Genomic DNA, 13754 nt, shown 5'->3' on the forward strand with positions numbered 1-13754 from the left:
AAAATTAAGCCACTATCATGTTTGCCAACTCGAGCCGACTCATGCTGCTTCGTCAAGCTACCCTAAGCGATTTATCTCAACTTAACCACATCGAAACCAATGCATTTAGCGGCGATAAAATCAGTTCTCGGCAGATGAAACGCTTTATCAACTCACCACTGGACAGCTTGCTAGTGGCTGAGATAGACAACACCCTTGCAGGTTATGCTTTGGTGTTGTTCCATCGTGGCACTCGGCTAGCCAGGCTATATTCTATTGCCGTTGCAAGCGAATTTAGAGGTCGCAATATTGCCTTTGAACTAGTCACACAATGCGAGCACACCGTGGTCGAGCGTGGTTTCATTACATTACGCCTAGAAGTGCGAAACGACAATATCGCCGCCAAAAATCTTTATGTAAAAATGGGTTATAAAGTCCTAAAGACCTTAGTGCATTATTATGATGACTTAGCCGATGGTGTGCGCATGCACAAACGCCTAGACCCGCCAGGCCCAAGCAAAGTCATCAAGATGCCTTTATATGTACAAACCACCCCATTTACTTGTGGCGCGGCCTGCTTAATGATGGCGATGACAGCGGTGAAACCGCACTATCACCCTAGTCGAGTGGATGAGCTGAGTATTTGGCGTGAAGCCACCACCATATTTATGACCAGCGGCCATGGCGGTTGCAGTGTTCATGGTTTGGCGTTGGCAGCAATTAAGCGTGGCTTACACATTGAGATGTACAGCCAATCAACCTCGGTGCCGTTTATTGATAGCGTGCGTGACAGTAATAAAAAAGCCGTTATCACCATTGTGCATGACGATTTTTGCCAACAGTTAACGGCTCAAGGTGTTGAGATATACAATACTGCACCTACACTAATTCAAATTAAACATTGGATTGACAGCGGTTATGCGGTGTTGTTGATGATCAGTACTTATCGCTTTAATGGCGAGAAGGGCCCACATTGGGTGATATTAAGCGGTTATAACGAGCAGTTTATGTTTATCCACGACCCATTTGTTGAGGCTCAAAAGGATGCGATTAACGCGGCGTATGTACCCATTAGTCAGTCAGAGCTGGCGCAGGTGATGCAGTATGGAAAGCAAAAACAGGTTTCTTGTTTAGTGGTTAAGTCATTATCATAACGATGATTTTTTATGGCCTGCGGCCACAATTAGCTTTTCAAACTTCGTTTGAATTGAGATCGCAAGGTTTCACCTTGATCAGGTCAAATTTACCATCGTCTCTCGATGGTAGTGTAGAGCTGAGATCCAGCTCTATTTCACGTCATTCTGGTAATGCTGTTGAACCGGAATCCAGCTGCTTCTTTTGTTGTTTGTGCTTATGGCCTGCGGCCACTAACGTCGTGGCGCTTCGCCCACACCAGATTAACATCGCAAGGTTCCACCCTGCACGGACCAAATTTACTGTCGTTCCGGTAGTGTTGTTGAACTGGGATCCAGCTTTATTTCACGTCATTCCGGTAATGCTGTTGAGCCGGAATCCAGCTGTTTTTTTGTTGTTTGTGCTTATGGCCTGCGGCCACTAACGTCGTGGCGCTTCGCCCACACCAGACCAAGAGGAAACCAACGGCTGTTCCCTCTTGGAACTCCCAGCCGCCCCGCAACATTTTCGCTATTTACAAAACAACAGCTGCGAAAAGGTCGCCATGGGGATTGATTTAACTTTGACCTGCATTCGGAATCTGCTTCGGCCTTACTCGAAAATGCTAACGCTTCCGATGGTACATCCTGTACCGCGAAAGCTAAGCTCACATCCATGTGAGCTTCACGCTATTTTCTTCAACGGCCTCAAGTTCAGAGTTGAATCTATGCATTTTCATAAAAAACTAACTCGTTTATGGAAAAAATCTAACTGACTGTTTATGACTCTGACATTTAGGTTTAGAGTAATACGACTACATCATAACCAGTCTATTTATTTAAATTAACGTCAAAGTAATTGATATTAATTGATTTATCATACCGTTCTAATTTCTCAATCACGTCTGCGGGCATCACATAGAAGAATTCTTTACGATTATTAACTAAATTAACTCTTTGTTCTGCAAAGCTATTATGCAAATATTTTTCAAGGGTGGGTGCATCTTCGGTAAAAACGAAAGCATGAACATCGAATAACTCAGGTACCGAAGCATCACCAAGCTCTTTTACCCTATCATTAGGATCAGCCCTTCTAGTCATCCCAATTTTACAGACTCCTTTGCCAAATGACATTTCATTCGATATGACATATACATACCCAGCTCGAGTCAGTTGGGCTAAAGATATAGCTCGTCTTTCTTTTTCACGAAGAATTTCTAATTCCTGTTGATGCAATTTATATAATGCTTTTTGCTCTTCGGTACTCGACTCTAATTTAGCCAATTCTTCAGCGACTAGCTTTTCCATTATAATTCGTTCTTTTTCTGCTTTTTCTGCAGCAGCGATTATTCGCCCTTCTTCGCGCTCTGCTTCACGGAGAATTTTGGCCTCTTCACGTTCAATGTCTTTAATTTCTAGATTCAATTGATTTAGTTCATAACTTAACCGAAATTCCTCAGTTTTTAACTTTAAGTATTCATTACTCAGATATGTTTTAACTGTGGTACCAGAAACATTAATCTCATTGAATGTATCTGTAGTACGCTGAATTAAACGATTTATGTTATTCCATGCTACCAGCGCTGATGCTGCCTTAAATTCATTGTCTAAACAACGAAGTCGTAGCTTAACTTCTCTATTAAACAATTTAGTGGCTTCTGATTTCTTACCGTTAACTCTAACATCTGAACCTATGCTACAAATACAAGCAGTCTTTTTACCTACCATCTCTTTTAGTCTAGCTTTGGACTGGTGTAATTTACTTTCTATATCTTTCAGTTCCCTACTATTAACCAATTTTGAATATACCGTAGAGTCTGATGTACCAATACTTATATGGTACTTAGAAAACAATTCTTCACGTTTACGGAGAAGTGTTAAATTATCTTGATAACTTGATTGAAGAGAACTGTACTTATTGTTCAAATCATTTAATTTTTGTTCTTCAATCGTCACTGGTTGATACATTATTTGAATCTGAGCAGATTTTTCTTTTAGCGCCAGAAACTTAGATCGAGATGACAAAAGTAAATAAATTGAATAAGATAATAAACATGCTAATAACATAATTATGTACATATGCTATTCTCCCCTATATGGAAGCTGGTAACTGATATGATGAAGTCTGAGCTTGTGAGGCATCATGTTTAAGAGCTTTTCGCATGAGTAAGCTTTCTCGATATTCTTTTGCTTCTGCATCAAAATACCAATCACATTCAATACCTAATTCTTCCATGGCTTCCGTAACTTGTTGTAACGATACTCTGAAGAACTCTTTACGATAATTGTCGGCATTCACACGTCTATCATTAAACTTTTGATGCAACTTCCTTTCAATCTCAGGAGCATCACCAACAAATGTGAGTGTATGAACATCAAATTTAAAGGGAACACTTGCATCACCCAACTCATTAACTCTATCCATAGGTTCTAAGCGCCTTGTCATGCCTATCTTCACAACTCCTTCACCAAAGCTACCAATATTAGAAATGACATAGATGTAACCAACTCTTGTTAACTGAGCTTGTGATGTTGCTCTTTCAAACTTACGCTCTAACTGATTAATTTCACTCTTAATATGGAAAATTTTTAATTCTATTTCTGCGGCATTAGCACCGTGTAATTGACTGGCAAGCTTCTGAGCTTTTATCAAATCAGATTTACGATAATAAAGTTCATCCCCTATTTCCTCTGCTTGATCACCTGATTGATTACCTTGCGCTCTAATTAAAGCCTGTTGCTCTTTCTTTTGCTGTTTAAGATTTTCTTTGTGTTGGAGCTCACGATGCCAAACTGAAAGCTCATTTACTTTAAGCTTTAAATAATCACTTGAAATAGCCACTCTTGCTGTTTCACCAAGTTTTGATAATTGCTCTTCAAGCTTATATAGTTTTTTCAGTGCTATATCATAACTTGAATAACGCATTTGCTTTCGAATGAAATCAAACTCAGCATTAAATGCTTTTAACAAAAGGTTTCGATAAGAACTAACCATCTTAGCACCTTCACTTTTACTGCCAAACCACTCCCAGTTAGAATATGCAGTTGTTGCTGTACTATTCTTGATTGATTCGAATTGTACTTCTAAACAATCTTCAATATGCTTTTTCAGTGATTCACTATCATCAAAATTGAATGTAGGAGGAAACAATCCAACATCGATAAATTTTAATTGTCCATTAATATGAGCTAGTTTTTTATTTAACTCATTATATACAGGCATCCCTGTAGATAGCTTATGTTCGATGTTTTGATATGATTTCTGTAAATCAAGTATAAGTTGATCAATCGGTTTACTTTTCAGCGCTTTTTCTTTACGTTCAATTTCAATAGTTAATTCTTTACGTTTACGTGATGTTGAGTAAACCATAAAAAATGTCACACACGATAGAACAGCTAAAACTAATAAAGTAATTTGATCGATTTCGACATCCTTGAACATAAGCTTCTCCATTTTATTTTGTTACACGAAGATACTTCATATATTTATGTAACGCATTCTAATATTTAAAAATTAAGTCATATTGCAAAGAAATAGTGTTAACCACTATATTTCATTAAACAAAACTTGCTCTATATTTTTGTATCATTGGCAATACTCTTCAAAAACGAGTTATATGCCTTGCTTGTAATGGGTCTCAACTCTGAACTTGAGGACGTTGAAGAAAATAGCGTGAGCCTGACAGGACGTCAGGCTAGCTTTCGCGGTACAGGATGTACCATCGGAAGCGTTAGCATTTTCGAGTAAGTCCGAGGACGATTCCAAATAAAGCCCAAAGCTGGATCAATCCCCATGGCGACCTTTTCGCAGCTGTTGTTTTGTAAATAGCGAAAATGTTGCGGGGCGGCTGGGAGTTCCAAGAGGGAACAGCCGTTGGTTTCCTCTTGGTCTGGTGTGGGTGAAGCGCCACGACGTTAGTGGCCGTAGGCCATATCCATCAGCCCATGCAGGGTGGAACCTTGCGATCTTAATTCAAACGAAGTTTGAAAATACCATAGTGGCCGCAGGCCATATGTAATAAAAAGGCTATGTTCCATAATACTGTTGTCTACCGTAAGCGGACAACAGTATTTGCCGTTTATTTAGCTTTGCGCTGCTTTCCTTAAACCAAGCGAGATAATTCGATAAATATTTTGTAGCTACTCCCTTCATACTTCCGTTTACCCAGGCTTTAAAATTCGCTATTGCACCATTGACAGTCTGAATGTGATAAATATTATCCATCACTCTGATTTTCCCATTTATCAATCGCTTATGGTCACAGTGCTTTAGTTTGGCTATCTTCACATATGCCCATGCACCATCGCTGCAAAGCACTGAATTTTCTTCAATGTTTTCAGTAAGATTAATGGATATTTCTGAAGACGTATCAGCAGATAAAATTGGCGCTATCATGTGTTTACTGCGGTCAATGGAAAGAAGCACCGCAACTTGGCCTTCTTTAGTACGTTTATCAATATCACCACCGCGCTTTCTGGCTTTTTGACCTGAACCGAGTGTTTTATTACCTTTTTCAGAATAGGCAAGAAAGAATTCATCAACCTCGATAATGCCCGATAGTTTGTCATCATTTTTCCCTGCCTGAGCCTGAAGAAATCGATGTCGCCATAAAAAGGCTGTTTTAAGATTAATACCACAGACTCTAGCCGCCTGCCTCAGCGTTAACCGCAACGCCATACAGTGGGCATACTCGACCCAAATGCAGCTCTTATGCAGCCTAGCTAGCGGGGTATTAGTCTTGTTGTTAAACGTTTTACTGCAGCTATTGCAGCGATATCGTTGTACTCCACCTGCTTTCCCCCACTTTTTGAACTGGCTTGAATCGCAGTGTGGACACTGCGATTTTGAATCAAAAAGTGGTTGGAACAGCTCATCTATAGGGATTTCGGTATCTAATGCTTGAATTGACTGGTGAACTACCTCTCTCTGAGCTGGAGTCATAGAGATAAGTGCTTTTGTTATCTGGTTAAGTTTACTCACAAATAATTTTGCTTTCATTTCCTTTACCCTCAATCAGTTAGCTTCACTCATTAAGTATAGACAACATTTACCTACAACAGCGCCAATAAAAAGGAGGCTTTCGCCTCCTCTCTTTATCAACTAGCTAACACTACTTTCCGTCTTCTGCTCGACGCTTTTTAAAGTCTGATTCTTCAAGCCACTTTGGCCAGTCGTTATTGTTGGCTAGCTTATCAATGATGTCGCTAATTAAGGCTAAGTCTTGCTCTACCCCGCCTAAATTCCAACTGGCATCGTAGTCGTCGGCAGCTTGATGATATTTATGGGCAATATAGCCTGGGTCGGTATCGCCTAGGCTCATGAACATTAACCCGGGTACGCCTTGTTGGGCTAAAGCAAAATGGTCTGAACGGAACATTAAGCCATTTTGTGGACGAGGATCAGCCTTTACAGTGCGGCCTTGTGCTTTGGCGGCATCATCTAAATAGGTTTCAAGTTCTGACACTCCTTGGCCATAACGCAATATATAATCCACGCCTTTACCCACGTTCATGCCGTCTATGTTTAAGAATGACACCAGTTGTTTAGTCGGTACCGGAGGATTGGCAGCAAAGTATTGGGCACCAATGAGGCCGGTTTCTTCTGCGGTAAATGCAGTGAACAGAATAGAGCGTTTAGGGGCTTTGTTTTGCGCTTTAAAGTGACGAGCTAACTGTAATACACCTGCAACGCCAGAGGCATTATCAACTGCACCGTTATAAATACGCGTCTTGCCATCTTGTACCGTTTTACCCAAGTGATCCCAATGGGCATGCATTACCAACCATTCATCGGCTTGAGTCGTGCCAGGTAATAGCCCTGCTACGTTATACGATGTAGCGAGTTCGATAGTATTTTTTAGCGCTAAATTCGCATTAAGCTTTAATGGAATAGACTTAAATCCCGCTTTAGCCGCTGTGAGTTTCAATGTGTCAAAGTCGAGCCCCGCAGCCTTAAATATTTTTTGCGCTGCTTGATGTTGAACCCAACCCATTACGCCTATATGTGATTTATTTTGCGCTTTATCGACTAAGGTAAACTTGGTATTGGTATTGCTGTTTTCAACCACATTCCAGCCGTAGGCTGCGGGTGCGGTTTCGTGCACAATAAATACCGCTTTGGCGCCCTGCCTTGCTGCTTCTTCATATTTGTAAGTCCAACGACCGTAATAGGTCATGGCATTACCTTTAAAGATCGCAGGATCTTGTGTCGCAAAACCTGGGTCATTAACTAATATGATTACGGTTTTGCCTTTTACATCGACATTAGCATAATCATTCCACTGATATTCGGGCGCATTAATGCCGTAACCCACAAACACCACTTCACTTTTATCTAATGCAACTAAAGGCAAAACTTGCTCGGTTCGTGCGGTGAAATCAGTGCCATTTTTAAACACTAAATCACCTATTTTAAGCTGCATTGTTTGCTCGGCAGTGATTTTTGCCATCGGCACCGCTTGGCGATAACTGTCACCAAAACCTGGCTTGAGCCCCATCGTTTTATAGGCTTGCTCTATATATTCAACCGTCAGCTTTTCGCCATGGGACAAAGGACCACGACCTTCAAATTCGTCACTGGCTAGGGTTTGTACATCTTGGCGATAGGTTTTTTGATCAAATTGAAATGGCGCAGCATTTACGCTTGGCAGTAAAAACACTCCAAACACAGCTAATAAACGAAAGGTATTCACAGACAACATCCTTTGTTGAGTATTAATAAAATTTATTGTAATCATTGCTAGGGTCTAGAGCGGACGTCGTCCTGCTAGAACGCTTCGCGGCTATAAAGGCTAGGCTCACCAATATAGTCTGAAGCCATCAGCAGTACTAGCGCTTTTATCGTCTCAAGTATCGAATCAACCCGGCACTTAGCGCTTTAGCCGTTGTTATCGCTTGTTATCATCTTAACCGACAGTTACCGTTTTGCCTGTTTCTATCGCTTGTTATCATCTTGAGCGACGGTTACCGCTTGTTGCCGTCTTGACCTGCAGTAATCATTCTTCATTGGGTGTTCAAAAGCGGTATACAAATCCCTTGCTCACCCGTTTGAGCAAGATAGCGTTTGTCGATCCATAATCCGATGGCTGCTACCAATACGTCATTATAAAAAATCAATGGAATTTGCTGGCGACGCCACGGTGGAATATTGCACTCTTGCCACAGTTTTTTTAACTCACGCGGTTTGGGCCGTTGTGACGTGGCAAATTGTGGCTGGCATTTAATCGACCCTGCCGCGCCAAAACTAATAGTGACTTTGTTGTTAGCTGATGGTAATGCTAATAAAGGCTGATCAACAGATTTTTGTTGACTTAAAAGACATTGATACTGGCCGGTATTCATCAGCAACTCAGTTTCATTGCCATTTAGTAGCCGAATGAAATCAGCGCTTGATAGGGTTGATTCTGGCGTTTCAAGCTCGCTGTTACTCAGTACGTAAGCTATGCCTGCAAAACGTTTTACCTGATAGCCGCCCCATTGGATCGACATATTTGCATCATCTTTTGCGGCTAGCAGTTGTAACAATATCTGCTGTAATTGCGCTTGCGAAGGTAAACTCACACCACAATGAATTAAATATCCGCGAAACAGTAATGCCTGCCAGGCGGCTGTTAATTGGCTAAAACCGTTTAGCTTAAAGCCGCTTGATTCGGTTATCAAAGCATTTGTATCACTGGGTAACAAAAGCCATTGAGGTAAGCGATGGCTGATCTCGTCATCAAGCACATCTTGTTGCTCTGCGCACAATGCTGCACTTCTGGCTGCTGTTGCGGCAATACTGGGCCAGCGTTGTTTTAAGCGGGGAATAATATCTAAACGCAGGAAGTTACGATCATAGCTGTCGTCTTGATTACTTTCATCTTCAATATGGATTACCTGCTGTTGCAGTGCAAATTGCTCAATTTGATCACGGCTTATGTCTAATAATGGTCTAACCAACCAAGCTTGTTTATAAGCTTGTATGGCGCCCATAGCACCAAGACCTTTGGGGCCTTGGCCCCGCTTTAATGCCAGCAACAGGGTTTCAAGTTGGTCATCTTGATGATGGGCGGTGAGTAAAATATCACCGGGATTAAGATAACGATCAAACGCTTGATAACGGGCGTCACGGGCTTGTGCTTCTAAACTTTGCCTAGGGCCTTTATCAACGTTAACCCGCTTAATTTGCAACGGTAATTGGTAATGCCCAGCTCGAGTAATACAGTGTTGCACCCAAGTATCGGCATTGGCGCTGAGCCCATGATGGACATGAATAAGCAAACAGGCAATGTGCGGCTGTTTTTGTGCAAACGCACTCAGTCCATACGCTAAGACTTCAGAGTCAACCCCGCCACTGTAAGCTAATACGACCTTAGGTGAACGGTCATGTTGCGATACCGTAACATGGTAAAGTGGCAATACTGCTTGCTCAAGTATAGTTAATAGCTGTGCAGGGGTCATCAGAGCACCTAGTATTAGTTAAATGCAATTTTTACATTCGTTGAGCCAAGCATACTTTCAAGCGCTAGCATCAGCTCATCACTGGGATTTACTCGCCAGGTATCGCCTAAAGTAATTTTGCCGCTGGCATGGGTTTGAGCATAATGAATAGTTACAGGCACCACGCCGTTACGCCAAGGGGTTAAGGTTTGCTCAAAGGTTTCCAGCCACTCGGGTGTGACTTGCGATGCATCGACCTTGATTTCAATCGCCCGAGCAAAATGACTGCGAGCTTCACCTATTTCGATAATGTTGCGCGCGTTCATCCGGTTACCACCAGAGAAATCATCGAAACTGACATCACCCTCACAGATTAAAATGCGATCTTTTTCAAGCATGTGACCAAACTTTTCAAACGGTTCGGTAAATAGCATGACTTCTAAACGGGCACTTTTATCATCTAAAGTCACTAGGCCCATTTTAGACCCCCGCTTGGTGATCATCACTCGTGTAGCAACCACTAGGCCTGCCACTTTAACCGTTTTGCCACGCTCGGTTGGATGAATATCTTTTAAGCGGCCGCTAGTATATTGCTTGAGCTCTTTTAAATACTGGTTAATCGGGTGACCCGTTAAGTATAAACCTAGGGTTTCACGCTCACCTTCCAACCAAATTTTGTCTGGCCAAGGCGTACAATGGACAAAGTTTTGCTTACTGTCTTCAGGCTCACTATTAAGTAAACCGAACATATCGTGCTGGCCAATAGATTCTGCTTTTGCATGTTGCGCGGCTGCGCTAATGGCTTGGGGTAAAGTCGCCATCATTGAAGCACGATGCGGGCCGAGAGTATCTAATGCCCCAGCTAAAATAAGTTTTTCAATCACTCTTTTATTGAGTTTTTTCAAATCAATTCGAGCACAAAAATCGAAAAGATCACTGAACGGTCCGTTTTTACGAGCTTCTAAAATAGAATCAACGGGACCTTCACCGACACCTTTAATCGCGCCAATACCGTAAACGATATTCAGGTCATCATCGACAGTAAATTTAAACTGACCTTTATTCACATCGGGCGGAATTAATGGTAATCCCATACGCTCACATTCATCGACCAAGGTGACAATTTTATCAGTATTGTCCATGTCGGCAGACATTACCGCCGCCATAAACTGCGATGGAAAATGAGTTTTTAACCATAGCGTTTGATACGATACCAGTGCATAAGCGGCTGAATGCGATTTGTTAAAACCGTAACCGGCGAACTTTTCCACCAAGTCGAAGATCTTCATCGACAAGTCGCCATCAATACCGTTATTAATGGCGCCTTCTTTAAACGTGCCACGTTGCTTGGCCATTTCTTCAGGCTTTTTCTTACCCATTGCACGACGGAGCATATCTGCGCCGCCAAGGGTATAACCCGACAATACCTGAGCAATTTGCATTACCTGCTCTTGGTACAAAATAATGCCATAAGTGGGTGATAACAGCTCTCTTAACGACTCATGCTGATATTCTGCATCTGGGTAAGACACTTCTTCACGCCCATGCTTACGTTCAATAAAGTTATCTACCATGCCAGACTGAAGTGGCCCTGGACGGAACAATGCCACCAATGCAATCATATCTTCGAAACAATCAGGTTTTAGACGTTTAATTAAGTCTTTCATGCCGCGAGATTCCAGCTGGAATACGGCAGTAGTCTCGTAACGCTGTAACAGTCTAAAACAGGCCGGATCAGCAAGCGGAATAGCTTCAATACGTACGGGGTCTTTCCCCTCTTTAACTAGGCGCGGATTAATCATCTGCAATGCCCAATCAATAATGGTCAAGGTACGTAAACCCAAGAAATCGAACTTAACTAGGCCGGCCGTTTCTACGTCATTTTTATCAAACTGGGTTACTGGGTTTAAGCCTTCTGCATCACAATATAACGGAGCAAAATCAGTAATACGCGTCGGCGCAATAACTACACCACCGGCATGCTTACCCGCGTTACGAGTCACCCCTTCTAAACGGCGACACATATCGATAAGCTCTTTTACATCTTCATCACCGGCATACGCTTCTGGCAACGCAGGCTCAACCTCAAAGGCTTTAGCGAGTGTCATCCCAGGTTCAGCGGGGATTAATTTGGTAAGACGTTCAACAAAACCGTATGGATGACCGAGCACACGGCCCACATCGCGAACAACCGCTTTAGCCGCCATGGTACCAAAGGTAATAATTTGCGATACGGCTTCGCGCCCATAAAGTTCAGCAACATGGTCGATCACTTCGTCACGACGATCCATACAAAAGTCGACGTCGAAATCGGGCATTGAAACACGTTCAGGGTTTAAGAAACGCTCGAACAGTAAGTCGTACTCGAGTGGATCTAAGTCGGTGATTTTCAGTGCATAAGCCACTAATGAACCAGCACCAGAGCCTCGACCAGGGCCAACCGGAATATCGTTGTCTTTGCCCCATTGAATAAACTCCATCACGATAAGGAAGTAACCAGGGAAACCCATTTGGTTAATCACTTTTAGCTCAATCTCGAGACGCTCGTCGTATTCGCCACGTTTTTCGAGGCGAACTTGTGGATCTGGAAATAAAAACTCGAGACGTTGCTCTAGTCCTTTGTGTGACACATTAACCAAAAAATCTTCGATGGATAAGTCACCCGTGGGGAAATTAGGCAGAAAGATTTCGTTTAATCGAATGGTGACATTACAGCGTTTGGCTATTTCAACGCTATTGTTAATGGCCGACGGAATATCGGCGAACAACGCGACCATTTCATCTTCGGTGCGCAGGTATTGTTGATCGCTATAGGTTTTGGGACGGCGTGGATCGACTAAGGTAAAACCATCATGAATTGCCACACGAATTTCATGAGCTTCAAAATCGTCTTGCTTTAAAAATACCACTTGGTTAGTGGCAACAACTGGCAAGCCTTTTGCCGACGCTAATTCAACTGCCATGTGCAAATAGCGTTCTTCATCTGCACGGCCGGTGCGGATAAGCTCTATATAATAACGGTCTGTAAAATGTTGCTGATAAAATGCAATTAATGACTCTACTTGGTTTTGATTGCCTTTTAATAACGCTTTACCCACATCGCCATCTCTGGCGCCAGAGATAATAATTAAGCCTGTGTTAAATTTAATCAGCCAATCTTGGTCAATCACGACTCGGTTATGAACATGACCGCGAAGATAAGCCTCACTGATCAGTTGAGTCAGATTTTGGTAACCTTCATTGTTCATCGCAATAATGGTTAAAGCGCAAAATTCTTTTTCAAAACCTGGAGTTTGCACCCAAAAATCGGCACCCACAATGGGTTTAATACCCGCACTATTACACGCACCATAAAATTTTACCAAACCACAAAAATTGTTTTGATCAGTTAATGCTATTGCTGCCATGCCCTGATTTTCAGCCGCTGCAATAATTGGTTTAACTTTAGCAACGCCATCTGACATTGAATAATCACTGTGGACGCGCAAATGAACAAAACGAGGATCGGACATAGATTATTTTTTCTTCGAAAAAGATGAATGAAACAACACGAAAATGCGGGATTTAGACTAGCAATTTTAAGCGACTTTATCCACGATTAAGACGCTTAATATTGGTATATTACAATGTATTCTTACCACGTATTCTTACAACGTATTGTGCAGTAAAATACGCTCAGCAACAGGCTTAAAACTTTTACGATGTTCAGCTAATACGCCATGCAAGGCTAATGCTTCAAAGTGTGCTTTAGTTGGGTAACCTTTGTGCTTAGCAAAGCCATACTGTGGATATTGGCGATCTAATATTTCCATCTCTGCGTCACGCGTCACTTTGGCAATAATGGATGCTGCACTAATAGCGGCGACTAAACCATCACCTTTGATGATTGCATGACTGGCAATACCAAAATCTGGCACCCGATTACCATCAACCAGTACTCGCTCAGGCAATATAGACAAGCCCGCTACAGCACGCTGCATGGCCAGCATAGTGGCATGCAAAATATTTAGCTCGTCTATTTCAGTAGGACTTGCACGACCTACACTGACACTTAATGCATTATCCATAATCTGTTGATATAAAGCATTACGACGCTTCTCGCTGAGTTTTTTAGAATCATTAAGACCAACAATCGGTTTACTTGGGTCTAAGATCACTGCGGCGGTAACAACATCGCCAACCAATGGGCCCCGCCCTACTTCGTCAACACCAGCAACCATCCCTTGGGAAATGATGGCTACTTGT

8 protein-coding genes are annotated in these 13754 nt (G+C 42.2%); 1 reads left to right on the top strand and 7 read right to left on the bottom strand.

The annotated features are described in order from the left end of the window. The first annotated feature begins 41 nt into the window (after positions 1-41). Positions 42-1133, top strand: a complete 1092-nt coding sequence (locus EGC82_RS14875) for a GNAT family N-acetyltransferase/peptidase C39 family protein (RefSeq protein ID WP_124731459.1) — start codon at positions 42-44, stop codon at positions 1131-1133. A 789-nt stretch (positions 1134-1922) separates the two neighbouring features. On the opposite strand, the gene EGC82_RS14880 is transcribed toward EGC82_RS14875, so the two are convergent. The 7 genes from EGC82_RS14880 to rnhB all read right to left on the bottom strand — a co-directional run bounded on the left by EGC82_RS14880 (position 1923) and on the right by rnhB (position 13729). Further along, complete coding sequence (locus tag EGC82_RS14880; protein WP_124731460.1) at positions 1923-3170, bottom strand: SNIPE associated domain-containing protein; 1248 nt, start codon at positions 3168-3170, stop codon at positions 1923-1925. A gap of 13 nt (positions 3171-3183) precedes the next feature. Beyond that, positions 3184-4533 carry an SNIPE associated domain-containing protein gene (locus tag EGC82_RS14885; protein WP_164839144.1) on the bottom strand — a complete coding sequence of 450 codons (1350 nt, stop codon included), beginning with the start codon at positions 4531-4533 and terminating at the stop codon, positions 3184-3186. 585 nt (positions 4534-5118) lie between these two features. Beyond that, entirely contained in the window at positions 5119-6090 is a 972-nt protein-coding gene (locus EGC82_RS14890; protein ID WP_124731462.1) for an IS1595 family transposase, read from the bottom strand. Between the two features lie 112 nt (positions 6091-6202). After that, complete coding sequence (locus tag EGC82_RS14895; protein WP_124732670.1) at positions 6203-7792, bottom strand: M28 family metallopeptidase; 1590 nt, start codon at positions 7790-7792, stop codon at positions 6203-6205. Positions 7793-8093: 301 nt separating this feature from the next. Next, complete coding sequence (tilS, locus tag EGC82_RS14900; RefSeq protein WP_124731463.1) at positions 8094-9530, bottom strand: tRNA lysidine(34) synthetase TilS; 1437 nt, start codon at positions 9528-9530, stop codon at positions 8094-8096. Between the two features lie 14 nt (positions 9531-9544). Continuing rightward, positions 9545-13021 (bottom strand): DNA polymerase III subunit alpha, encoded by a 3477-nt coding sequence (gene dnaE, locus EGC82_RS14905; protein WP_124731464.1) that lies wholly within the window; start codon positions 13019-13021, stop codon positions 9545-9547. 135 nt (positions 13022-13156) lie between these two features. After that, the gene (rnhB, locus tag EGC82_RS14910) at positions 13157-13729 is read right to left on the bottom strand and encodes a ribonuclease HII (protein WP_124732671.1); all 573 of its coding nucleotides are present in this window, start codon (positions 13727-13729) and stop codon (positions 13157-13159) included. Positions 13730-13754: the final 25 nt, after the last annotated feature.

Source organism: Shewanella livingstonensis, assembly GCF_003855395.1.
In the GTDB taxonomy this organism is placed as follows: Bacteria; Pseudomonadota; Gammaproteobacteria; order Enterobacterales; family Shewanellaceae; genus Shewanella; species Shewanella livingstonensis.

Excerpts from the sequence above, each read along its gene's own strand:
- EGC82_RS14885 (WP_164839144.1), bottom strand. The coding sequence starts at position 4,533 with ATGTTCAAGGATGTCGAAATCGATCAAATTACTTTATTAGTTTTAGCT.
- tilS (WP_124731463.1), bottom strand. The coding sequence starts at position 9,530 with ATGACCCCTGCACAGCTATTAACTATACTTGAGCAAGCAGTATTGCCA.
- EGC82_RS14875 (WP_124731459.1), top strand. The coding sequence starts at position 42 with ATGCTGCTTCGTCAAGCTACCCTAAGCGATTTATCTCAACTTAACCAC.
- rnhB (WP_124732671.1), bottom strand. The coding sequence starts at position 13,729 with ATGGTTGCTGGTGTTGACGAAGTAGGGCGGGGCCCATTGGTTGGCGAT.
- EGC82_RS14880 (WP_124731460.1), bottom strand. The coding sequence starts at position 3,170 with ATGTACATAATTATGTTATTAGCATGTTTATTATCTTATTCAATTTAT.
- dnaE (WP_124731464.1), bottom strand. The coding sequence starts at position 13,021 with ATGTCCGATCCTCGTTTTGTTCATTTGCGCGTCCACAGTGATTATTCA.
- EGC82_RS14895 (WP_124732670.1), bottom strand. The coding sequence starts at position 7,792 with ATGTTGTCTGTGAATACCTTTCGTTTATTAGCTGTGTTTGGAGTGTTT.
- EGC82_RS14890 (WP_124731462.1), bottom strand. The coding sequence starts at position 6,090 with ATGAAAGCAAAATTATTTGTGAGTAAACTTAACCAGATAACAAAAGCA.